At 65.9% G+C, this 21,601-nt stretch carries 22 protein-coding genes; 10 read left to right on the top strand and 12 right to left on the bottom strand.

From position 1 onward, the window contains the following. The first annotated feature begins 60 nt into the window (after positions 1-60). The 3 genes from dapA to smpB are packed head-to-tail and all read left to right on the top strand — an operon-like array spanning position 61 to position 2,126. Complete coding sequence (gene dapA, locus AC1DVA_RS17780; RefSeq protein ID WP_476806759.1) at positions 61-954, top strand: 4-hydroxy-tetrahydrodipicolinate synthase; 894 nt, start codon at positions 61-63, stop codon at positions 952-954. A 54-nt stretch (positions 955-1,008) separates the two neighbouring features. Beyond that, positions 1,009-1,656, top strand: a complete 648-nt coding sequence (locus AC1DVA_RS17775) for an FMN-binding negative transcriptional regulator (RefSeq protein ID WP_476806758.1) — start codon at positions 1,009-1,011, stop codon at positions 1,654-1,656. After that, the gene (gene smpB, locus AC1DVA_RS17770) at positions 1,653-2,126 is read left to right on the top strand and encodes an SsrA-binding protein SmpB (protein WP_265052783.1); all 474 of its coding nucleotides are present in this window, start codon (positions 1,653-1,655) and stop codon (positions 2,124-2,126) included. The genes AC1DVA_RS17775 and smpB overlap by 4 nt, the downstream gene beginning before the upstream one ends. 11 nt (positions 2,127-2,137) lie before the next feature. Here smpB and AC1DVA_RS17765 read toward each other — a convergent pair whose 3' ends face one another. The 5 genes from AC1DVA_RS17765 to lepB form a co-directional block, all read right to left on the bottom strand. Next, entirely contained in the window at positions 2,138-2,770 is a 633-nt protein-coding gene (locus AC1DVA_RS17765) for a LabA-like NYN domain-containing protein (protein WP_265052784.1), read from the bottom strand. Positions 2,771-2,946: 176 nt separating this feature from the next. After that, positions 2,947-3,519 carry a sugar O-acetyltransferase gene (locus tag AC1DVA_RS17760; RefSeq protein WP_476806757.1) on the bottom strand — a complete coding sequence of 191 codons (573 nt, stop codon included), beginning with the start codon at positions 3,517-3,519 and terminating at the stop codon, positions 2,947-2,949. Positions 3,520-3,537: 18 nt separating this feature from the next. Continuing rightward, positions 3,538-4,455, bottom strand: a complete 918-nt coding sequence (era, locus tag AC1DVA_RS17755; RefSeq protein WP_265052786.1) for a GTPase Era — start codon at positions 4,453-4,455, stop codon at positions 3,538-3,540. Next, complete coding sequence (rnc, locus tag AC1DVA_RS17750) at positions 4,448-5,179, bottom strand: ribonuclease III (RefSeq protein WP_476806756.1); 732 nt, start codon at positions 5,177-5,179, stop codon at positions 4,448-4,450. The genes era and rnc overlap by 8 nt, the downstream gene beginning before the upstream one ends. Further along, positions 5,176-5,943 (bottom strand): signal peptidase I, encoded by a 768-nt coding sequence (gene lepB / locus AC1DVA_RS17745; protein ID WP_265052788.1) that lies wholly within the window; start codon positions 5,941-5,943, stop codon positions 5,176-5,178. Before lepB ends, rnc begins: the two co-directional genes overlap by 4 nt. Positions 5,944-6,174: 231 nt before the next feature. On the opposite strand from lepB, the gene aqpZ reads away from it, so the two are divergent. Next, positions 6,175-6,900, top strand: a complete 726-nt coding sequence (gene aqpZ / locus AC1DVA_RS17740) for an aquaporin Z (RefSeq protein ID WP_476806755.1) — start codon at positions 6,175-6,177, stop codon at positions 6,898-6,900. Between the two features lie 75 nt (positions 6,901-6,975). Here the strand turns inward: aqpZ and acpS are convergent, their stop codons facing one another. Both acpS and AC1DVA_RS17730 read right to left on the bottom strand, forming a co-directional pair. Further along, positions 6,976-7,392 (bottom strand): holo-ACP synthase, encoded by a 417-nt coding sequence (gene acpS / locus AC1DVA_RS17735; RefSeq protein ID WP_265052790.1) that lies wholly within the window; start codon positions 7,390-7,392, stop codon positions 6,976-6,978. Positions 7,393-7,454: 62 nt separating this feature from the next. Continuing rightward, a complete protein-coding gene (locus AC1DVA_RS17730; protein WP_476806754.1) occupies positions 7,455-8,207 on the bottom strand; it encodes a pyridoxine 5'-phosphate synthase in 753 nt (250 codons plus the stop codon). Positions 8,208-8,435: 228 nt separating this feature from the next. Between AC1DVA_RS17730 and AC1DVA_RS17725 the strand changes: the two genes are divergently transcribed. From AC1DVA_RS17725 to AC1DVA_RS17715, 3 genes are all read left to right on the top strand, one after another. Beyond that, positions 8,436-10,142: an ATP-binding protein gene (locus AC1DVA_RS17725; RefSeq protein WP_476806753.1), complete on the top strand. Its 1,707-nt coding sequence runs from the start codon at positions 8,436-8,438 to the stop codon at positions 10,140-10,142. Positions 10,143-10,244: 102 nt separating this feature from the next. After that, a complete protein-coding gene (gene rpoZ / locus AC1DVA_RS17720) occupies positions 10,245-10,634 on the top strand; it encodes a DNA-directed RNA polymerase subunit omega (protein ID WP_265052793.1) in 390 nt (129 codons plus the stop codon). 161 nt (positions 10,635-10,795) lie between these two features. Next, on the top strand, positions 10,796-13,009 hold the full coding sequence (locus AC1DVA_RS17715; protein WP_265054795.1) for a RelA/SpoT family protein: 2,214 nt from the start codon (positions 10,796-10,798) through the stop codon (positions 13,007-13,009). Positions 13,010-13,128: 119 nt separating this feature from the next. Here the strand turns inward: AC1DVA_RS17715 and AC1DVA_RS17710 are convergent, their stop codons facing one another. Further along, positions 13,129-13,968, bottom strand: a complete 840-nt coding sequence (locus AC1DVA_RS17710; protein ID WP_476806752.1) for a LysR substrate-binding domain-containing protein — start codon at positions 13,966-13,968, stop codon at positions 13,129-13,131. A gap of 112 nt (positions 13,969-14,080) precedes the next feature. Between AC1DVA_RS17710 and AC1DVA_RS17705 the strand changes: the two genes are divergently transcribed. The 3 genes from AC1DVA_RS17705 (at position 14,081) to parC (ending at position 17,762) form a co-directional block, all read left to right on the top strand. Then, positions 14,081-14,464: a tautomerase family protein gene (locus tag AC1DVA_RS17705; RefSeq protein ID WP_476806751.1), complete on the top strand. Its 384-nt coding sequence runs from the start codon at positions 14,081-14,083 to the stop codon at positions 14,462-14,464. Between the two features lie 182 nt (positions 14,465-14,646). Further along, positions 14,647-15,393: a DNA repair protein RecO gene (gene recO, locus AC1DVA_RS17700; RefSeq protein ID WP_476806750.1), complete on the top strand. Its 747-nt coding sequence runs from the start codon at positions 14,647-14,649 to the stop codon at positions 15,391-15,393. A gap of 122 nt (positions 15,394-15,515) precedes the next feature. Beyond that, entirely contained in the window at positions 15,516-17,762 is a 2,247-nt protein-coding gene (parC, locus tag AC1DVA_RS17695; RefSeq protein WP_476806749.1) for a DNA topoisomerase IV subunit A, read from the top strand. Positions 17,763-17,936: 174 nt separating this feature from the next. Here parC and AC1DVA_RS17690 read toward each other — a convergent pair whose 3' ends face one another. From AC1DVA_RS17690 to AC1DVA_RS17675, 4 genes are all read right to left on the bottom strand, one after another. Further along, positions 17,937-18,530, bottom strand: coding sequence for an outer membrane protein (locus AC1DVA_RS17690; protein WP_476806748.1), 594 nt, complete (start codon positions 18,528-18,530; stop codon positions 17,937-17,939). Positions 18,531-18,620: 90 nt separating this feature from the next. After that, the gene (locus tag AC1DVA_RS17685; RefSeq protein ID WP_265052799.1) at positions 18,621-19,646 is read right to left on the bottom strand and encodes a DUF2336 domain-containing protein; all 1,026 of its coding nucleotides are present in this window, start codon (positions 19,644-19,646) and stop codon (positions 18,621-18,623) included. Between the two features lie 154 nt (positions 19,647-19,800). Continuing rightward, positions 19,801-21,162, bottom strand: coding sequence for a PepSY-associated TM helix domain-containing protein (locus AC1DVA_RS17680; protein WP_476806747.1), 1,362 nt, complete (start codon positions 21,160-21,162; stop codon positions 19,801-19,803). A 35-nt stretch (positions 21,163-21,197) separates the two neighbouring features. Beyond that, entirely contained in the window at positions 21,198-21,587 is a 390-nt protein-coding gene (locus AC1DVA_RS17675; protein WP_476806746.1) for a hypothetical protein, read from the bottom strand. Positions 21,588-21,601: the final 14 nt, after the last annotated feature.

Genomic DNA, 21,601 nt, shown 5'->3' with positions numbered 1-21,601 from the left:
GGAACGACGGTTTATGTGTGGCGGCCCTATCATCCACGTTTTCGCTTCAGGATCGTCCTCATGACCAAGCACATTGCCTTTACCGGCTCGATGCCCGCTCTGGTCACGCCGTTCAAAGCCGGCAAGGTCGACGAAGAGGCACTGCGCGCGCTGGTCGACTGGCAGATCGGCAATGGCTCCACCGGCCTCGTTCCGGTCGGCACCACCGGCGAGAGCCCCACGCTCAGCCATGACGAGCACAAGCGCGTCGTCGAGATCGTCGTGGAGCAGGCCAAGGGCCGCGTTCCGGTCATCGCGGGCGCCGGCTCCAACAACACGATCGAGGCGATCGACCTCGCAAAGCATGCCGAGAAGGCCCGCGCCGATGCCGTGCTCGTGGTCACGCCCTACTACAACAAGCCGACCCAGGAAGGCATGTACCAGCACTTCAAGGCGGTGAACGACGCGGTCGGAATTCCGATCATCATCTACAACATCCCCCCGCGTTCGGTCGTCGACATGTCGGTGGAGACGATGGCGCGGCTCTACGAGCTGAAGCACATCGCCGGGGTGAAGGACGCCACGGCCAACCTCGCCCGCGTCTCCCAGCAGCGCCACGCCATGGGGCCGGATTTCATCCAGCTTTCGGGCGAGGACATGACCGCGCTCGCCTATATGGCAGCCGGCGGCCATGGCTGCATCTCGGTGGTCGCCAATGTCGCGCCGCGCCTCTGCGCCGATCTCATGGAGGCCGCGCTCAAGGGCGACTACGCCGCGGCGCTGAAGGTTCAGGATCGGCTCGTGCCGCTCCATGACGCGACTTTCAAGGAGCCTGGCCTCGCCGGCGCCAAGCACGGCCTCGCTCTGCTCGGTCGCATCGAGGAGGAGGTTCGCCTGCCGCTGATGCCGGTGACGCCGGCGACCGGCAAAGTCATTCGCGAGGCGATGGTGTTCGCCGGGCTGTTGAATGCCTAAGTAGGGATTGCGCTCGTCCGGTCGTCCCGGCCGACGCCAGGGAGAAGAGCCGGGATGTACGAGCCCAGTCATTTCAAGGTCGAGGATCGCGCGCAGCTCGACGCGGTCATCCGCCAGCATCCGCTCGCCACGCTGGTGACAGTGGGCGAGGGCGGGCTGATCGCCAATCCCGTGCCCTTCGTCCTGCATGCCGATGAGGGCGAGAACGGCGTTCTGCGCGCCCATCTCGCGCGCCCCAATGCGCAATGGAAAGCGATCGCGGCGGGTGCCGAGACGCTGGTGATCTTCACAGGCGTGGAGCGCTACGTGACGCCGGCCTGGTATGCGACCAAGCAGGAGACGGGCAAGGTCGTGCCGACCTGGAACTACGTCACGGTGCAGGTGCGCGGCCCGGCCCGCACGATCGACGACGCCGTCTGGCTGCGCGCCCAGCTCGAGTCGCTGACGCGCCAGCAGGAGGCGCCGCGCGCCGAGCCCTGGGCGGTGAGCGACGCGCCTGAGCCCTTCATCGCAGCGCAGACGTGCGGCATCGTTGGCATCGAGATCGAGATCGCTTCGATCATCGGCAAATTCAAGCTCAGCCAGAACCGGCGGGAGGACGACAAGCTCGGCGTTCTCAACGGCTTGAGCGCCAATCCTGAATCGGAATCGCAGGCGATGGCAGCGCTCGTCAAGGAACATGGATTCGGCGGCAACGCATGAAGAAACCCGATCCCGAGCGCTACAGACTGGCCGCCGATAATCGCAAGGCGCGCTTCAACTACGAGATCAAGGAGACCCTGGAGGCGGGCATCGCCCTGCAGGGCACCGAGATCAAGTCGTTGCGCGGCGGCAAGGCGACGATCGGCGAGAGCTATGCGGGCCCGATGGGGACCGAGCTTTACCTGTTCAATGCCCACATCCCGGAATATCTCGAGGCCAACCGCTTCAATCATGAGGTCCGCCGGCCGCGGAAGCTGCTGCTGCATCGCCGCCAGATCAACCAGCTGATGGGCGCGATCCAGCGCGAGGGCATGGCACTGATCCCGCTCAAGGTCTATTTCAACGACAAGGGCAGGGCGAAGGTCGAGCTCGGCCTCGGCAAGGGCAAGAAGCTGCACGACAAGCGCGAAACCGAGAAAGAGCGCGACTGGAATCGCGACAAGCAGAGGCTTCTGAAATCGGGCGGCTGAGCCGCTCCGGATCAGCTCTCGACGGGTTCGTCGCCCTGGCGGATGCCGTAGCGCCGCTCCAGCGCCGGGTTGCCGGGAGTGCCAGGCGCGCCCTGGCCGCCTGCACGGCTCGCGCGCTCGGAAGGGTCGCGGCCTATCTTCTGCATCAGCTGGGCGAGGTCCAGGAACTCGTCGCATTGCCGACGTAGCTCGTCCGAGACCATCGGCGGATTGGTCGAGATCGTCGAGACGACCGAGACCTTGACGCCCTTGCGCTGCACCGCCTCGACCAGCGGGCGGAAGTCGCCATCGCCGGAGAACAGGTAAATCTGGTCGAGATGCGACGCGAGTTCGAGCATCTCGATCGCCAGCTCGATATCCATGTTGCCCTTCACGCGGCGCCGGCCGGTGGCGTCGGTGAATTCCTTGGCCGCCTTGGTGATGACGCGGTAGCCGTTGTAGTCGAGCCAGTCGACGAGCGGACGGATCGAGGAATACTCCTCGCTTTCGACGAGCGTCGTGAAATAGAAGGCGCGGATCAGGTTGCCACGGCCCTGGAACTCGCGCAGCAGGCGCCGATAATCCATGTCGAAGCCGAGCTGCTTCGAGGTGGCGTAGAGATTGGCGCCATCGATGAAAAGCGCGATGCGCGGTGCGCCGTTCATTGCAATCACTCCTGCTGAAATGTCTTCAAGTAACAAAGATGGAAACGAAACGCGTTCGAACAATGTCTTTCATGAATGAATTTTGACAAGTTTCAAAGAGACGGCGTGGCGTCTTGACGCGGCACCACACTGCCGAAGTCGCGGTGTCGCCGGGTTCGCCGCGCTGATGCCGCGACCTACCTCTCGGACTTGTCGTCTCCGGAAAGCGGACGCAGCCGCGCGGGATTGCCGACCGCCGTGCGGCCTTCGGGCACATYGCGCGTGACCACGCTGCCCGCTCCGATGATCGCATCATCCCCGATCGTGACGCCCGGCAGGATGATCGCGCCGCCGCCGATCCAGACATTGCGCCCGATGCGAACCGGGCGGCCGAATTCGAGCATCTGCCGGCGCTGAACGGGATCGCGCGGATGATCCGCGGTGAGGATCTGGACGCCGGGGCCGATCTGCGTGCCGTCGCCGATGGTCACGGCCACCACATCGAGAACGGCGCAGTTGAAGTTCAGGAAGACGCCATCGCCCAGGCTGATGTTGTAGCCATAGTCGCAATGGAAGGGCGGGCGGATTGTGACGTCGCGCCCGACATGGCCGAACGCCTCCTTCATGAGCGCCGGCCGTTGCTCGGGCGTGGCCGTGGTTGCGTTGAAGCGCTCCATCCAGCCGCTGATGCGGCGATTATCGGCGATGAGTTCAGGGCTGTCGGCACGATAGAGCTCGCCGGCCAGCATCTTCTCCTTCTCGCTGCGCATCGCGGTTCCCGGCGCGCCTCAGCCTTTGCCCTTGGGAAACTCCAGCCCCATCTCGCGATAGCGCTCCGGATCGTCGCTCCAGTTCTCGCGCACCTTCACGAACAGGAAGAGATGGACCTTGGCCTCGGCCGCTTCGGCGATCTCGATGCGAGCCTTCTGGCCGATCGCCTTGATGGTCTGGCCGCCTTCGCCGAGCACGATCTTCCGCTGGCCCTCGCGCTCGACATAGATCGTCTGCTCGATGCGGACGGAGCCGTCCGGCCTCTGCTCCCAGCTCTCGGTCTCGACGGTGGAGCGATAGGGCAGTTCGTCGTGCAGCCGCTCGAAGATCTTCTCGCGGGTGATCTCGGCGGCGAGGAAGCGCAAGGGAGCGTCCGAGATCTGGTCTTCCGGGTAGAGCCAGGGTCCGAGCGGCAGCCGCGTCTCCAGCCAGGTCAGGATGTCCTTGACGCCATAGCCGGTCAGCGCCGCGACCATGAAGGTCGCCTCGAACTGCGTGCGCTCGTTCACCTTGGCGGTGACCTCGAGCAGCTTCTCCTTCGGCACCGTGTCGATCTTGTTGAGGATCAGGAACTTCGGCTGCTTCAGCTCGGCGAGCTTCTCCAGCAGCGCCGTGTTCTCCTCATGCTCGAAGCGGGCGACATCGACGAGCACGCCGATCAGGTCGGCATCGGTCGCTCCGCCCCAGGCGCTCGTCACCATCGCGCGGTCGAGCCGGCGCTTGGGCGCGAAGATGCCGGGCGTGTCGACGAAGATGACCTGCGCCGCGCCCGATAGCGCGATGCCGCGCACCTGCGTCCGCGTCGTCTGCACCTTGCGCGAGACGATCGAGACCTTGGCGCCGACGAACTGGTTGAGCAGCGTCGACTTGCCGGCGTTCGGCGCGCCGATCAGCGCGACGAAGCCGCAGCGCGTGGGTTGATCGGATTCAGACATTCTCGCCTTCCGGGTTGTCGTTCCACAGGCCTTCGCGCCTCAGGAACGCTTCGGCTGCTGCCTGTTCGGCCAGCCGCTTGGAGGGGCCGCGCGCCTCGGCGTCGGCGAGCCCGTTGATTTTCGCTGCCACGACGAAGACCGGCGCATGGTCCGGGCCGGAGCGGCCGCGCTCGCTATAGGTCGGCGTCACGTAACCCTTACCCTGCGCCCATTCCTGCAGGGCAGTCTTGGCATCGCGCAACGGCCGGACCGGCTTCATCATCCGCTCGCCGAAGGCACGCTCGACCAGCCCGCGGGCCGCATCATAGCCGCCGTCGATGAAGACCGCACCGATGATCGCCTCGCAGGCATCGGCCAGGATCGCCTTGTTCTTCCGCGCCCCGCCCTGAATCTCGCCTTCGCCCAGCCGCATGAACTGGCCGAGGTTCCAGCTTTGCGCGACCTCGGCGCAGGTCTCCTTGCGCACGAGATCGGCGAGGCGGCGCGAGAGATTGCCTTCTTCCGATTGCGGATAATGCCGGAACAGCAGATCGGCGATCGACAGGCCCAGAACCCGGTCCCCGAGGAATTCGAGGCGCTGGTAGCTCGCCAGCCGCGAATCCTCGGCGCTCATATGAGTGAGCGCGGTGGCCAGGAGTGCCTTGTCGTTGAAGCGGTGCCCGAGCGTGACCTCGAGCCGCGCGGTATCGGGCGCCTTGCGCGCGGCTTCGCTGACCTTGTTCACTTGATGGTGCTGAACAGACGGTTCCAGCGAACCGTGTAGGGCCATTCCCAGATCTTCCAGGCCGAGGCGCCGTCCTCGATCGAGAAGAAGATGATCTCGGCGCGCCCGACGAAATTCTCGAACGGCACAAAGCCGACGCTGCGGTCGCGCGAATCGAGCGAGTTGTCGCGGTTGTCGCCCATCATGAAGAAGTGGCCGGGCGGCACCTGGAACACCTGGGTGTTGTCGAAGGTGCCGGTATCGCCTTCGCGCTCGATGATCTCGTGGCTGACGCCGTTCGGCAGCGTCTCGCGGTAGCGGATCACCGGGACGCTGCGGCCCCAGTTGTCGCTGGTCACGTAGTCCGCGATGCGCTCGCGCTTCACCGGCTGGTTGTTGATGTGGAGGATGCCGTCGATCATCTGGATGCGGTCGCCGGGCAGGCCGATGACGCGTTTGATGTAGTCGGTCGAATTGTCGGTCGGCAGCTTGAAGACGGCGATGTCGCCGCGCTTGGGCTCTGCCGCCCAGACGCGTCCCGAGAACAGCGGCGGGCTGAATGGGATCGAGTGCTTGGAATAGCCGTAGGTGTATTTCGACACGAACAGATAATCGCCGATCAGCAGAGTCGGGATCAGCGAGCCGGAGGGGATGTTGAAGGGCTGGAACAGCAGGGTGCGGATGACGAGCGCAATGAGAAGGGCCTGAACGACGACCTTGATGGTCTCGAACACGCCGCCTTCTTCCTTGGCCGCCTTGCTTTTGCTGTCGACGTCGTTGGCCACCCGGGCGCTCCTGAGACTGCGATCCAGCGCGCGGTCTAGCCGACTATCGCGTCTGCGACAACGCGCAAGAGCAGTCTGGGGGGATGACGCTGCCGGGTGGCGAATACATGACCAGAACAATTCCAGTCTGAGAAAACGGCAAGAAAAAGCTACGATTACCGGTCTCGGCAAGTTGACGATATCGTGTTTCGAGAACAGCATCGCGACCGTTCAACCTCTGAGGGAATCGCGATGAGCACGAAGAAATATGTCGCCGAAGCCATCGGCACATTCTGGTTGACGTTTGCGGGTTGCGGCAGCGCGGTCAGTGCTGCGGGTTTTCCGAATGTCGGCATCGGGTTGCTCGGTGTTTCGCTCGCCTTTGGCTTGACCGTCGTGACGATGGCCTATGCGATCGGCCATATTTCCGGCTGTCACCTCAACCCGGCCGTGACGGTCGGTCTTGCTGCCGGCGGCCGGTTTCCGGGCAATCAGGTCGTCCCCTACATCGTCGCACAGGTGGTCGGCGCGGTCGTCGCGGCCGGCCTCCTGTACGTCATCGCGCGCGGCGCTCCGGGCTTCGATCTGGCCAATGGCTTCGCCTCGAACGGCTATGGCGAGCATTCGCCCGGAAAATATAACCTCGTCTCCGCCTTCCTCATGGAAGTCGTCATGACGATGATGTTCCTCTTCATCATCATGGGCTCGACGCACGGCAAGGCACCGGCCGGCTTCGCGCCGCTCGCCATCGGCCTGGGCCTCTGCCTGATCCATCTCGTCAGCATTCCCGTGACGAACACTTCGGTGAACCCGGCGCGCAGCACCGGGCCGGCCCTGTTCGTCGGCGGCTGGGCGCTTGGCCAGCTCTGGCTGTTCTGGCTTGCTCCGCTGATCGGCGGCGCGCTCGGCGGCGTGATCTATCGCTGGCTGAGCGAAGAGCCGCGGGGTGTCGTCAGCGGCACGCAGCCGGCCGAATAAGCCGGCTCGATCTTCTCCGACGAAAACCAAGACCGGCGCTTTCAGCGCCGGCTTTTTTGTTCTGTCGCGCTCGTTCTACGCCGGTCTCTCGCCGTTGATAGGCCGGGCCTCGATCACGACGAAGGCCTGCGCCAGTGGCGGATCGTCCGTCAGCGAAACATGGACGATCGCCTCGAAGCCGGGCGGGGTCATGGCTTGCACCCGCTCCAGCGCGCCGCCCGTCAGCTTCATCGTCGGGCGCCCGCTCGGCAGGTTGACGACCTCCATGTCGCGCCAGAACACCCCGGCCCGCATGCCGGTGCCGAGCGCCTTCGAGCAGGCCTCCTTGGCGGCGAAACGGCGGGCGTAGGAAGCCGCGCGCGTCGCGCGGCGGTCGGATTTCACCCGTTCGCCCTCGGTGAAGACGCGGTGGGTAAAGCGCTCGCCGAAGCGTTCGAGCGAACGTTCGATACGCCGGATGTCGCAGAGGTCGGAGCCGATGCCGAGGATCATGCTCGGGATTTAGAGCATCGGCCCGGAAAGTGGAAACCGGTTTTCCGGCAAGGCCGATGCGTTCAAGGCGCTGCTGCGCGGCCTTCGTCCATGGCCTGCCGCATCCGGCGGATGGCAGCTTCCAGTCCGATGAAGATCGCTTCGCCGATCAGGAAATGGCCGATGTTGAACTCGACGAACGCCGGGACAGCGGCGAGCTTGCGGGCCGTCTCGTAGTCTAGCCCATGTCCGGCATGGACCTCGAGGCCCATTTTGGCCGCATAGGCTGCGCCATTCGCCAGCCGCCGGAATTCGGCCTCGGCCTTGGCCGCCTCGCCATCGACGACGGCGTGGCACCAGCTTCCGGTGTGCAGCTCGACGACCGGCGCGCCGAGCTTGGCCGCGATCGCGATCGGCGCCTCGTCCGGCTCGATGAAGAGCGAGACGCGGCAGCCAGCCGCCTTCAACTGGGCGATGCGCGGCGCGAGCTGGGTTTCCTGCCCGACAACGTCGAGGCCTCCTTCGGTGGTGCGCTCCTCGCGCTTCTCCGGCACGAGGCAGGCCGCATGCGGCTTCAGCTGTTCGGCGAGAGCGATCATTTCGTCGGTGGCCGCCATCTCGAAGTTGAGCGGCTTCGTCAGCTCGTTGGCGAGGCGGACCATGTCGGCATCGCGGATATGGCGGCGATCCTCGCGCAGATGGGCGGTGATTCCGTCCGCGCCGGCGGCGATGGCGAGATGGGCCGCCCGAACCGGATCGGGCAGGGCGCCGCCGCGCGCATTTCGCACAGTGGCGACATGGTCGATATTCACGCCCAGACGCAGCCGTTCGGCCATGGTGCAAGCCCCCTTGGTAACTGCGCCGTGCTTAGACGAAACTGCGCCATCGGCTCAATGCAGGATTGTGATGGCGGCCTCACGATTTGTGATCGGTGCGGCGACAGGGGCGATTTGCGATTTGATAACCGCGAATGCTTGTCGGTTATCTGTGAAGGTAATCGTAACCGGCCGCTTGTAACGTCAAGAGATCACTTCGCTAAGTTCAGAGTCGAACGGTCGGGGCTTATGCAACTCCCGTTGAAGAATGCGGCCTTCCACACCGATATCGCGCCGGACCGGCGCGACGCCGACCAGCCGCCGGAGCGGGCGCTGGGGCGGGTGATCGCCTGCGACGGTTCGCGCGCTACCATCCTCAGCGCGGTCTCGACCGGGAACTGGCTGGCGGGCGACGCCTGGGCGATCGGCCGGATGATCTCGATCAATCTCGGCCAGAGCCGGATCGTGGCGCTTGTCTACAAGCTGCACGCGGTCGAGGCTGCATGGAGCGATGGCGACAATCCGATCCAGGTCGAGGTCGAGTTCCTGGGAGAAGTGCAGGAAAAGCCCGACGGTCCGCCGCGCTTCCAGAGCGGCATCACCAATTATCCGCCGATCGGCGCCGTGGCTCATCGCATCCGGACGGGCGATCTCGCACTCGTTCACGATCTCGGCGACCGAACGGCGGCCGAGATCGGTCACGTCACGCAGGATGCCAGCATCCCCGCCACCGTCAGCATCCAGGACATGCTGTCGCGCCACTTCGCCCTCGTCGGCACGACCGGCGTCGGCAAGTCGAGCGCGGTCTCGCTGCTGCTGCGCCGGGCCGTGGCGGCGCGCCCGCGCCTGCGGGTGCTCATTCTCGATCCGCACAACGAATACTCCGTCGCCTTTCCGGACCTCGCCCTCACCATCGATGGCGAGGCGCTCGACCTGCCGTTCTGGATGTTCAAGCAGGAAGAGCTGGCCGATGTCGTCTTCCGCGGCCGGCCGGCTCTGGCTGATGAGCCCGACATCCTGCGCGAGGTCATCGCCGCTGCCCGCACGCGCTACCGCATCCCGAGCAGTCATGAGCTGGCGCGCGATCTCGGTTCGAGCCTGCTCAAGCGCCCGCTCGATCTCGGCGCCGGGCGCGGTGTTCCAGAGCCGGCGCCGACGGCCGGCATCGATGCGGCGACTCCCTATCGCCTGAAGGATGCCTTCTCGGTCATCGACGAGCTCATCGGTTTGCATGAGCAGCGCTGGCCGCGGGCGGCATTGCGCTCGCTGAAGGTGCGGCTGGAATCGCTCCATGCCGATCCGCGCTACCGTTTCATGTTCGGCCGCGCCAACATGTACGAGACGGTGGCGCCGATCCTCGGTCAGATCTTCCGCATCCCCATGCATGGCCGGCCCATCACCGCCTTCCAGCTCGGTGGCCTCCCGGGCGAGGTGGTCAATGCCGTGGCCTCTGTGCTGTCGCGGCTGGCCTTCGATCTCGCCATGGCGAGCCAGGGCGCCTGCGAGGTCCTCGTGCTCTGCGAGGAGGCGCATCGCTATGTGCCGTCCGACCCGGCGCTGGGCTTCTCCCCGACCCGCCAGGCGATCGCCCGCATCGCCAAGGAGGGCCGCAAATACGGCTGCTATCTCGGCGTGGTCACCCAGCGTCCGGGCGAGCTCGATCCGACGATCCTGTCCCAGTGCTCGACGGTCTTCGCGATGCGGCTGGCCAATGAGCGCGACCAGCAGATCATCCGCTCGGCGATCTCGGACGCCTCGGCCAGCACGATCAACTTCCTGTCCTCGATCGGCAATCGCGAGGCGATCGCCTTCGGCGAGGGCGTCGCCACCACGATGCGGATGCGCTTCGCCGAGCTCAAACCGCACGAATTGCCGGCGATGGGCGGCCGTGCGGGCGAGGGCGGCGGGCGGCTGGAACCGACCCTCGACGACATGGTCCGGCGCATGCGGGCGTGAGTGCCGGCAGGCAAGCGCGAAATTCTTGCATCGCGGCGGCATTGCCTGTAAGGCCGTGCTCAATCCATTTCCCTGCATCGCTGAGATCGGAAGGAGCCGGCCATGGCTCGCGTTACCGTTGAAGACTGCATCGACAAGGTCGAGAACCGCTTCGAGCTGGTGCTGCTCGCCAGCCACCGCGCGCGGATGATCCAGTCGGGCTCGTCGATCCTTGTCGCCCGCGACAACGACAAGAACCCCGTCGTCGCGCTCCGCGAGATCGCCGACGAGAAGCTGAAGCCCGAGGATCTGAAGGAAGACCTGATCCACTCGCTGCAGAAGCATGTCGAGGTCGACGAGCCGGAGCAGGAGACGGTGCCGCTGCTCGCCAGCCCCTCTGCCGCCGCGACGCCCGACAGCGAAGTCCAGTTCGACCGCATGAGCGAGGAAGACCTTCTGCGCGGCCTCGACGGCCTGGTGCCGCCGACCGAGAGCGCCGACGACGAGGACTGATCCTCGAGCTGTGAATCGATTGTTCATTGTTTGACGCTAAAGCCCGGCAGTGCCGGGCTTTTTCATGCCCGCCTTCCGGAAAACGCCTTGCCGCCCCTGATGCCCGTGCCGATAATAATGTGTTGCAACGATCAAGGGATGAGGCAGGGGCCCGCATGGGCATGATGCGGCAATACGAGCTCGTTGACCGGGTCAGGAGCTACAATCCGAATACCGACGAGGACCTGCTCAACCGGGCCTATGTCTATGCCATGCGCGCGCACGGCACGCAGAAGCGCGCCTCGGGCGACCCCTTCTTCGCCCACCCCCTCGAAGTCGCGGCGATCCTGACCGATCTGAAGCTCGACGACGCGACCATCGTCGCCGCCGTCCTGCACGATACGGTCGAAGATACGGCGGCGACGCTCGAAGAGATCGAGAGCATGTTCGGGCCGGATATCCGCCGGCTCGTCGACGGCCTCACCAAGATCAAGAAGCTCGACCTCGTCTCGAAGAAGGCCGCGCAGGGCGAGAATTTCCGCAAGCTCCTGCTCGCCATCGCCGACGATGTCCGGGTGCTGCTGGTCAAGCTTGCCGACCGGCTGCACAACATGCGCACCCTGCATTTCGTCCCGCCCGAGAAGCGTCTGCGCATCGCCGAGGAGACGATCGAAATCTACGCCCCGCTTGCCGGCCGCATGGGCATGCAGGAGCTGCGCGAGGAGCTGGAGGAACTCTCCTTCCGCCACATCAAGCCGGAAGCCCACGCCACCGTGACCAAGCGGCTGGAAGAGGTCACCGAGCGCGAGGGCAGGGTGATCGGGGAGATCGAGGACGATCTGAAGGGCAAGCTCGCCGCCAGCGGCATCCAGGCGCAGGTCTCGGGCCGCCGCAAGCGCCCCTATTCGATCTGGAAGAAGATGGAGCGGAAATCCGTCTCCTTCGAGCAGCTCTCGGACATCTTCGGCTTCCGCGTCATCGTCGAGAAGCCGGAGGATTGCTATCGCGTCCTCGGCATCGTCCACATGACCTGGCCGATGGTGCCCGGCCGCTACAAGGACTACATCTCGACGCCGAAGCAGAACGACTATCGCTCGATCCACACCACCGTGGTCGGGCCGGGCCATAGCCGCGTCGAACTGCAGATCCGCACCGATTCGATGGACCGCATCGCCGAATACGGCATCGCTGCCCATGCGCACTATAAGGATGGCCGCACCGGCGAGCCGAGCCAGCTCGGCGACGAGAGCCGCGCCTATCAATGGCTGCGCCGCACCGTCGATCTGTTGAACGAGGGCGACAGTCCCGAGGAATTCCTCGAGCATACGAAGCTCGAGCTGTTCCACGATCAGGTCTTCTGCTTCACGCCGAAGGGGAGGCTGATCGCCCTGCCGCGTGGCGCGACGCCGATCGACTTCGCCTATGCCGTTCACACCGATGTCGGCAACAGCGCCGTCGGCGCCAAGATCAACGGGCGCATCGCCCCGCTGCTGACCGAACTGCAGAACGGCGACGAGGTCGAGATCACCCGTGCCGAAGGGCAGGCGCCGCCCGCGGCCTGGGAAGCGCTCGTCGTCACCGGCAAGGCCCGCGCCGCGATCCGCCGCGCCACGCGCACGGCGGTGCGCCGCCAATATGCCGGCCTCGGCCGCCAGATCCTCGAACGGGCCTTCTCCCGCGCCGAGCGTGCCTTCTCGGACGACAAGCTGAAGGCCGCGCTGAAGCGGCTCGCACGCAATACGGTCGACGATGTGCTCGCCGCCGTTGGCCGCGGCGAGATGTATTCCGGCGATGTCGTGAAGGCGGTCTATCCCGATCTCGAGCCGGAGAAGCGCGGCTCGCCCGAGGCGAAGCCCCCATCCGGGACCAATGGCAAGGGCTGGTTCGAGCTGCGCCAGGGCGAGAACCTGAAGTTCAAGCTGCCGGGCGAGGCACCTTCCGACAGTGCGATTCCGATCCGCGGCCTCGGGCGCGACCTGCCGGTGCGCTTCGCTCCAAATGGCGGTGCCGTACCGGGGGATCGCATCGTCGGCATCCTGACGCCGGGCGAGGGGGTGACGATCTATCCCATCCAGTCATCGGCGCTCGCGGCCTTCGACAATGAGCCCGATCGCTGGCTCGATGTGCGCTGGGATCTCGACGACAAGGTGCCGCAGCGCTTCCCCGCCCGCATCGCCCTGAAGTCGATCAACGAGCCGGGCTCGCTCGCCCAGATCACCACGACCATCGCCGAGCATGACGGCAATATCGACGCCGTCTCGATGAACCGCCCGAATCCGGACTTCACCGACGTCACCATCGATCTGACGGTCTGGGACCTGAAGCATCTCTCGGCGATCATCAGCGAACTGCGCGAGAAGCGTGTGATCAGCCGGGTCGAGCGCGTGGTTGGGTAGGCGAGAATGGCGCCGTCATGCTCGGGCTTGACCCGAGCATCTCGTGACCAGGCTTTCTCTGGAAAGAGATTCTCGGGTCTGCGCTTCGCTCCGCCCGAGAATGACGCCGAGGCTGGAGACTACCCGCGAAACGCCGCCGCCAATTCCCGCACGAAGGCGCTCGCGCGCGGTGTCGCGACATTGCTCCTGAGCACGACCTGCGAGGCGCCGAGCGCCGGCAGGCCCCAGTCCGGCCCGACATCGATCGTTCCGGCAGGCGCGATCCGCGCCGCCAGCGGCGAGACGCCGAGCCCGACCTGAACCGCTGCCGCGACCGCCGCCATGCCGCCGCCGATGAAGGCCTCGCGCCAAGAGATGCCGGCGCGGTCGAGCGTGTCGATGCCGTGCGCCCGCAGGCGGCAATCGGCGACGAGACTGACGAGGGGCACGGGCGCATCCGGTTGCCGCACCAGGCTGCCTGCCGCAAACCAGCCGAAAGCGTCGTCGCGCAAGACCTCGCCCGTCCGCCCCGGCCCGATCCGGCGGACGATCGCGACGTCGATCTCGCCCCGTTCGAACGCCTCCTCCAGCGCCCGCGACGACTCGATCCTGAGGTTGATGACGATGCCGGGATCATGGGCCGACAGCCGCGCCAGCACGGCCGGAACCTCGGCGCCAACAGCCTGTTCGCTGATGCCGACCGCGATACGCTCGGTCGTGGCGGTGAAGGCCAGGAGCGCCTTGCCATGCGCCGCCATCAGGTCCCGTGCGGCCGGCAGAAAGCGCTCTCCCTCGGCCCTCAGCCGGACCAGCCGGGGATGGCGCTGCAGCAGCAGGCGGCCGAGCCCGTCCTCCAGCCGTTTCACTCGTGTCGAGACCAGCGACTGCGTCGTGCCGAGCGCCTCGGCGGCGCGCGTGAAGCTCTTCAGTTCGGCAGCGCGCAGGAAGGAGGCGACGGCGTCGATATCGAGCGTGCTCATAGATCGTAATTCCGTATCTTTGATATCATCAGAAATACGATTTTCAGATCGATATCGCAAGCCTATGGTTCTTCTCGAAGGCGCGATCACGCGCCGCGAAGGAGACGACACCATGCCCCTGATCCGTATTTCCATGCGGCGCGGCCGCCCGACTTCCGAGCCCGCCGCGATCATCGACGGCGTCTACAAGGCGTTGCGCGAAACCTTCGAGGTGCCGGAAAAGGACCTCTTCGCCGTCGTGCACCAGCATGATGCCGACGAGTTCGTCTTCGATGCCAACTATTTCGGCTTCAACCGCAGCGCGGGGCTGGTGATCATCCAGATCACCGTCGCCAATACGCGCGGCGTGACGCAGAAGAAGAAGCTCTATGCCGCGATCGCCGAGAACCTCGCGCGCGAGCCAGGGCTGAAGCCCGACGACATCTTCATCAACCTCGTCGAGGTCAAGCGCGAGGACTGGTCCTTCGGCGGCGGGATCGCCCAGTACGTGGCGTGAGGCGTCGTTTCCGCTCACCTCCGCGCCGTCATCCCGGACAAGCGGCGAAGCCGTGCAGATCCGGGATCCATCGTAGAGCACCGGAACCCTACGATGGATCCCGGCGCTCCGCTTCGCTTCGGCCGGGATGACATTGCACTGGAAATTGCAGCGACGACCCTCCCACTCTACATCCTGTCCTCATGGAATGGACGGACGAGGGCACGATCATCGGCCTCAAGGCTCATGGCGAAAGCGCCGCGATCCTGGAGGTGATGACCCGCGACCATGGCCGCCATCTCGGGCTCGTCCGGGGCGGGCGCTCGGCCAAGGCTCAGGCCCCGCTGCAGCCGGGCAACAGCGTCTCGTTGACGTGGCGCGCCCGGCTCGACGAGCATCTCGGCGAATACAAGGTCGAACTGCTGACCTCCCATGCCGCAAGGCTGATCGAGGCGCCGGTCGCGCTCTACGGGCTGGCGACGGTTGCCGGCCTGCTGCGCCTGCTGCCGGAGCGCGATCCGCATCCCGGTCTCTACGAAGGGTTCTCGGTGCTGATCGCCCATCTCGACGAGCAGCGCCTTGCACCCGCGCTGGTCGTGCGCTTCGAGCTCGCCATGCTCTCGGAGCTCGGCTTCGGGCTCGATCTGGCGCGCTGCGCTGCGACCGGCTCGACCGACGATCTCAGCCATGTCTCGCCGAAGTCGGGCAAGGCGGTCAGCCGCCCGGCGGCGCAGCCCTATCTCGACCGATTGCTGGCGTTGCCGGCCTTTCTCGTCGAGGGGCAGGGCGGGCGCCAGCCATCGGCCGCCGATATTCTCTCGGGCTTCGCCTTGACCGGGTTTTTCCTGCGTCGGCACCTCTTCGAACCGCGCGGTTTGCCGGAGCCGCCGGAGCGCGCGCGGCTGGTCGAGCTGGCGACGCGCGCGGCCGCGAATTCATCCACCGATTGAACGCAAAATGCCGGCCCCGGCGTTTGCGCGCATGGGCTCGTACCTGCATTGTTCTGGCGGGCTGATTCGTGCTGTGCCATAGAGCATCACGCGAATTTCGACGAGACGAGGGCTGACGAAGCATGGGCAAACCGGTCGATCCGCCGCCGGAGGACGAATCCGAGCGCATCGATCTGAAATCGGCGCTCGAAGAGCGCTATCTCGCCTATGCGCTCTCCACCATCATGCACCGCGCCCTGCCGGACGCGCGCGACGGGCTGAAGCCGGTCCACCGCCGCATCCTGCACGCCATGCGGCTGCTCCGGCTCGATCCGGGCCAGGTCCACAAGAAATGCGCCCGCATCGTCGGCGACGTCATCGGCAAGTTCCACCCGCATGGCGACCAGTCGGTCTACGACGCGCTGGTGCGCCTCGCGCAGGATTTCGCCCAGCGCTACCCGCTCGTCGACGGCCAGGGCAATTTCGGCAATATCGACGGCGATAACGCCGCCGCCTACCGCTACACCGAAGCGCGCATGACCGAGGTCGCGCGCCTGCTCCTCGACGGCATCGACGAGGATGCGGTCGATTTCCGCGAGACCTATAACGGCGAGGACGAGGAGCCGGTCGTGCTCCCGGCCGCCTTCCCGAACCTGCTCGCGAACGGTTCGCAGGGCATCGCGGTCGGCATGGCGACCTCTATCCCGCCGCACAACGCCGCCGAACTCTGCGACGCAGCGCTCTACCTGATCCAGCATCCGGAGACCTCCTCCGAACAGCTGATGACCTTCGTGCCGGGCCCGGATTTCCCGACCGGCGGCATCATCGTCGAGACCCGCGCCTCGATGGCGGAGACCTATCGCACCGGGCGCGGCGCCTTCCGCACTCGCGCGCGCTGGATGAAGGAGGATCTAGAGCGAGGTGCCTGGCAGGTCGTCGTCACCGAGATCCCCTACATGGTCTCGAAGGGCCGGCTGATCGAGAAGATCGCCGAACTGCTCAACGACAAGAAGCTGCCGCTGGTCGCCGATCTGCGCGACGAGTCTGCCGAGGACATCCGCATCGTCATCGAGCCTCGCGCCCGCAACGTCGATGCCAACCTGATGATGGAATCGCTCTTCCGGCTCTCGGAGCTGGAAGCTCGCATTCCGATGAACATGAACGTGCTGACCGGCGGGTTGGTGCCGCGCGTGCTTGGTCTGTCCGAGGCCTTGCGTGCCTGGCTGGACCATCGCCGCGACGTGCTGCTGCGGCGCTCGCGCTTCCGGCTCGGCCAGATCGAGAAGCGTCTCGAAATCCTGCGCGGCCTGCTGATCGTCTATCTCGACCTCGATCGCGTCATCAAGATCATCCGCGAGGAGGACGAGCCGAAGATCGAGCTGATGCGCTATTTCGAGCTCAGCGAGGTCCAGGCCAACGCGATCCTCGACACGCGCCTGCGCGCCTTGCGCAAGCTCGAGGAGATGCAGCTCAAGACCGAGCTCGACGAATTGACCAAGGAGAAGGAGCAGATCGAAGGTCTGCTCGCCTCCGAGACGACGCAGTGGAAGACCATCGCCTGGGACATCCGCCAGGTGAAGAAGACCTTCGGCCCGGAGACGGCGATCGGCAAGCGGCGCACCGATTTCGCCGATATGCCCGAGACGACCGACATCGACCTGACCCAGGCCATGGTCGAGCGCGAGCCGGTCACGGTGGTCATCTCGAAGAAGGGCTGGATCCGCGCGCTGAAGGGCCATGTCCAGGACCGCTCCAGCTTCTCCTTCAAGGGCGACGACGCGCTCCAGACGGCCTTCTTCACCGAGACGACGGCAAAGGTGCTGGTGCTCGCCTCGAACGGCAAGGTCTTCACGCTCGATGCGTCCAAGCTGCCGGGCGGCCGCGGCTTCGGCGATCCGATCCGCTTGATGATCGAGCTGGAGGAGACGGCCGAGATCGTCTCGGCTTTTGCCTACAAGCCGGGCTCCAAGCTGCTGATGGTGACCAGCGAGGGCAGGGGCTTCGTCGCGCCGGCCGACGATGTCGTCGCCAACACCCGCAAGGGCCGTCAGGTGCTCAATGTCGACGGCAAGGCGGTCGCGGTGCTGGCGGTACCGGCGGAGGGCGACCATGTCGCGATCATCGGCGAGAACCGCAAGCTGCTCTGCTTCCCGATCTCGGAAGTCGCGGAGATGGGCCGCGGCAAGGGCGTTCGTCTGCAGCGCTACAAGGATGGCGGCCTGTCCGACGCCAGGACCTTCAACCTCGCCGACGGCCTGACCTGGCTCGACACCTCCGGCCGCACCTGGACCGTGACGCAAGCCGATCTGCTGGAGTGGCTCGGCCATCGTGCAGAAGCCGGCCGCCTGCCGCCCAAGGGCTTCCCGAAGAGCAATACGTTCGGGGGGTAGGCGCGGAGTACGACGAGGCGTCATGCTCGGGCTTGACCCGAGCATCTCTGGAAGGAGAGGCGCCTCATTCGGGAAGAGATACTCGGGTCGCCGCTGCGCTTTGCCGAGAATGACGCAAGATCAAGGCTTTGCGCGCGTTCCGGAATCACTTCCGCAGTCGCCTGAATCGAATCCTCAGCGGATCGCCTGACCGAAGACACCGACCTCGACGCCGAGCGTGATCTTGTCGGTCACGGCCCATTCCACCCCGGCGCGCGCTTCCGGGCGCACGGCGATGTCGCTGCGGCTGAAGGGGGCCGAGAAGTCGGTCGCGCCATAGCGCCAGGTCTCGTTGGCGGCGCTCACGCCGACCTTGGTGTAGAGCAGCACGTCCGGCGTCACCAGCACACCTGTCTTGATCTGGAAGGCGCCGGCGAAGTCGCGCGTGTAGGCGGCGTTGCCGAAGCTCGGATAGCCGTAGCCGCCGATCGCGGGGGCGTAGTCGATCGCGCCGACGATGCCGTAGACGAAATTGCCCTCGCGCCGCATCGTCCCGGCTTCGAGCCCGAAGGTCGGCCCGGCGCTGGTGCGCATGTGCTTCGAGCTGGTGACCTGGAAGCCCGACGAGATACGGGCATAGGAGCCTTCCCATTTCGGCGAGAGGCTCGGCTCGTCCCAGGCGAAGGAGGGTACGGCGGCGAAGCCGGTGAGGGGCAGGAAGGTTTGCGCCTCTGCCGCGCCGGTGAAGAAGATCGAAAGCGCCGCAGCGGAAAGAAGCGGAAATCTCACGTCGAAGCCATCCTCGCGCAGAAGCGCCCTGCGGGAAGCTAGCATGAGGCGGGTCGAATGTCGCGGTTTTGTGGCGCGGCCACGGGTCGCTCAGGCGATCTTCGTCCTGAGCTTGAGGAAGCGCAGCGTCCGTTCCGCCGTTGCGAGATCGAGCTTGGCGTAGGCGTCGACATCGTCGTCGATGTCGCGCGACGAGAAGTAGAGCCGCCGCGCGCGCAATTGCAGGATGGCGCGGAAGGCCGTGGTGCCGATCCCGAGCGCGCGGCAGGTGACGGCGATGCCRCTGGCATCCCGCTGCATCAGCACGCGCAGCGCCTGCTCGATCGAGATGTCGGATATCTGCGCCAGAACCTGCGCGAGATGGTAGGCGCGATCCTCGTCGGCCAGCATGGTGAGCACGTCGTCGACCTCGCGGACCTTCGCCGCAAGGTCGGAGAGCAGGAGCTTGACCTCGAGGCGCTGCTGGCGCGCCTGCCGGGCAAGCGAGACGGCTTCCTCCGTCGCGCTGGCGCTCGGGGCAGGTCCATCGGCGAACTGCTCGACGATCCGCAGCACGCGTTGCGCCCGGTTTGGTGCAAGGTCGGATCGGCGGGCGAGAGCGCCGGTGACAGCTGCGTCGTTACTCCCCCGCTCGAGCAATCGGTCGAAGCCGCGATCCGAGAAGGCGGCGCCTTCATTGGCGCTGACGGTGTGCAGCACCTTCTGGTCGCCGCGTTCGACGAGGATGTCCGTGACGCCTTCTGAGAGGCGCGCGCGCTCGGCGATGGCGACGAGGTGCTGCTGCGACTGGCTCACCGCGATGGCGGCGAGGTCAGTGTCTGTCAGCACAGGCGAGAGGGTCAGGACGAGCCGGGCGACCTCCGCATTGCTGTCGCCGCCGAGCGTGACCGCGACGTTGTGCGGCAGTGTCGGCATGCTCGCCACTCGGTCGGCATAGCCCTTGCGCTCGTCGTCGCCGAGATGGGGAAGCGAGCTCGTCGCGATCTCCCCATAGTGATCCTTGACGGTGTCGCTGGGCTCCTGGTCCAGCAGGAACAGATCCGTGACGGCATGAAGCAACTGCCGGCGCGAATCCGACGACATGTCGGCCGGCATCCGGGTCAGGTTACGCAACATGAAGGCCCCCACGGCAAAGCAGCGACGGCACCATGCCCGAACCAGCTTGATTTACTCTTAAGGCAACAGGCTCGTTTTCTGGACAGCGGGATGGTGATGCCCCGCCGTCCAGCCCGTGGTGTACGCGCCGGCTCCTGCCAGCCGGTCTTCCAGGTTACGCACCTATAGGTTGCGTATTTCGTGTCAGGAGGTGATCGATCAGGGCCATCGCGATCAGCGACGCTCCGACCAGCGGGAAGACGAGCCCCCCGACCGCGAGCAGGCCGACGACAATGCGCAGCGTCCCCCTCTCGGCCGGCAACGGCGGGACGCCTAGCGAGCCCTGGGGCCGCCGCTTCCACCACATCACCAGAGCCGAGACAGCCAGCAGGATGATCGCGAAGCAGACCGCGAGCATCAGAAGCTGGTTCGCCAGACCGAATTCCTGGCCCATATGGACGTTGACGCCCCATTCCAGCGCCTTGCCAAGCGGTCCGTAGTCGGAAAAGCTCATGTCGATCAGCGGCTTGCCGCTGTACTGATCCAGATGGATCACCCGCTGGAACGCCATGTCCTTCGGATAGACCGAGCCCGTATAGATGCCGGCCGGACCGCTCGGGAGATTGACCGCATAACCCCGCTTCAGGCCGAGGCGATCGAAGGTCGCGATGGCAGCATCGAGATCGATAGGCTTGCCTCCGGCGCCTGCCGATTCAGGCATCCTGGCCTGTTCCAGCGACCAAGAGGTCGGCCCGGCATGGTCGAGGTGCTCGTCGGACATCGGCACGGCGACGCGGACACCGGCCGGATAGCCGAAATTGTGGCCATTGGCCCATTGGTTGACCTTGGCTCCCCAGAGCACCGACCAGGGCATGCCGGTGATAGCGAGGAACAGGATGAAGCCGCCGGCGACGAGCCCTGTCACGGCATGGAGATCGCGCCAGAACACACGCTGGCGCGGCTTGCCGCGCACGGTGACGACACCGCCGCGCTGCTTGCGAGGCCACCACAGGTACAGGCCGGTGAGCACGAGCAATATCGCCCAGCCGCCGACGATCTCGATGATGCCGTTCGCGATCGGCCCGAAATAGGCGAGGCTGTGCAATTGACGGATCACCCACATCACCGTGCCGCGATCGGGGATCTGGCCGAGGACGCGGCCGTCATAGGGGTCGACATAGACCACCATCCGCGTCCCGGCAGCATCGCGCAGGGTGACCTCGGCCGAAGCGGTCGCGGTCTCCGGCGGCACGTATTTCACGGGCTTGCCGGGGAAGGCCTTCACGGCCTGCGCCACGATCTCGCTGGGCGGGAGCTCACCCGTCATGCGGGCCTCGACCTGCTTGACGTCGCGATGGATCAGGCCGTCGATCTCGGCCCGGAACAGGTAAAGCCCGCCCGTCACGGCCAGCAGGATGAGGAAGGGCAGGGTGATCAGCCCGGCATAGAAATGCCAGCGCCAGACGGCGCGATAGAGAGATGCGGCTTGCCGGCCCGCGCGCTCGGGCGCGGCCGTAGCCGTGGAAACGGTTGTCATGGAAAATTCCTGGTCTGAGCTGAAGAGGAAGGGCTTCAGGCCAGGGAAGGGGGAGCGCGGGCGCCGAGCGGATAGCCATGCGCTGCGGGAGCCGGGTCGGCGGCTGCCCGCGGAACGGAAACGATATGCGGCGCTGGCTCTCGCCGGGGGATCGCGAAGGGCACCGCGGGCGGTGGCAGCGCAGTCGCAGCCGACAGACAGAGACTCGCGCAGCAATCGGGCAGCCTGCCGCCGCTGCTATCCGGAGCAGGCTCCGCCGGGGCGGTTTGGCCGGGCGCGCAAAGCGGATGCAGCAGAGTGGGCGAAGGCTGCGCCGATATCCCGGCGGCGAGCGCCGCGAGCGTCGTCTGCAGAACGAGGACATAGACGGCCAGCAGCGCGATGGCACTCCTGTGCCAGTTCGTCCGTCCTGTCGTCCCCTTCATGCAGAAGCGCTTAG

The organism is Allobosea sp. P4_C6, from assembly GCF_056402015.1.
The sequence above is the reverse complement of the archived record's forward strand: the minus strand, read 5'-3'. Positions and strand labels throughout refer to the sequence as shown.

What these genes read in the sequence shown, in the direction of transcription:
- recO (WP_476806750.1), top strand. Translation starts at nt 14,647, where the DNA reads ATGGAATGGACGGACGAGGGCACGATCATCGGCCTCAAGGCTCATGGC.
- AC1DVA_RS17775 (WP_476806758.1), top strand. Translation starts at nt 1,009, where the DNA reads ATGTACGAGCCCAGTCATTTCAAGGTCGAGGATCGCGCGCAGCTCGAC.
- AC1DVA_RS17765 (WP_265052784.1), bottom strand. Translation starts at nt 2,770, where the DNA reads ATGAACGGCGCACCGCGCATCGCGCTTTTCATCGATGGCGCCAATCTC.
- AC1DVA_RS17715 (WP_265054795.1), top strand. Translation starts at nt 10,796, where the DNA reads ATGATGCGGCAATACGAGCTCGTTGACCGGGTCAGGAGCTACAATCCG.
- rpoZ (WP_265052793.1), top strand. Translation starts at nt 10,245, where the DNA reads ATGGCTCGCGTTACCGTTGAAGACTGCATCGACAAGGTCGAGAACCGC.
- parC (WP_476806749.1), top strand. Translation starts at nt 15,516, where the DNA reads ATGGGCAAACCGGTCGATCCGCCGCCGGAGGACGAATCCGAGCGCATC.
- aqpZ (WP_476806755.1), top strand. Translation starts at nt 6,175, where the DNA reads ATGAGCACGAAGAAATATGTCGCCGAAGCCATCGGCACATTCTGGTTG.
- AC1DVA_RS17675 (WP_476806746.1), bottom strand. Translation starts at nt 21,587, where the DNA reads ATGAAGGGGACGACAGGACGGACGAACTGGCACAGGAGTGCCATCGCG.
- dapA (WP_476806759.1), top strand. Translation starts at nt 61, where the DNA reads ATGACCAAGCACATTGCCTTTACCGGCTCGATGCCCGCTCTGGTCACG.
- AC1DVA_RS17710 (WP_476806752.1), bottom strand. Translation starts at nt 13,968, where the DNA reads ATGAGCACGCTCGATATCGACGCCGTCGCCTCCTTCCTGCGCGCTGCC.
- AC1DVA_RS17705 (WP_476806751.1), top strand. Translation starts at nt 14,081, where the DNA reads ATGCCCCTGATCCGTATTTCCATGCGGCGCGGCCGCCCGACTTCCGAG.
- smpB (WP_265052783.1), top strand. Translation starts at nt 1,653, where the DNA reads ATGAAGAAACCCGATCCCGAGCGCTACAGACTGGCCGCCGATAATCGC.
- AC1DVA_RS17680 (WP_476806747.1), bottom strand. Translation starts at nt 21,162, where the DNA reads ATGACAACCGTTTCCACGGCTACGGCCGCGCCCGAGCGCGCGGGCCGG.
- AC1DVA_RS17725 (WP_476806753.1), top strand. Translation starts at nt 8,436, where the DNA reads ATGCAACTCCCGTTGAAGAATGCGGCCTTCCACACCGATATCGCGCCG.
- era (WP_265052786.1), bottom strand. Translation starts at nt 4,455, where the DNA reads ATGTCTGAATCCGATCAACCCACGCGCTGCGGCTTCGTCGCGCTGATC.
- acpS (WP_265052790.1), bottom strand. Translation starts at nt 7,392, where the DNA reads ATGATCCTCGGCATCGGCTCCGACCTCTGCGACATCCGGCGTATCGAA.
- AC1DVA_RS17730 (WP_476806754.1), bottom strand. Translation starts at nt 8,207, where the DNA reads ATGGCCGAACGGCTGCGTCTGGGCGTGAATATCGACCATGTCGCCACT.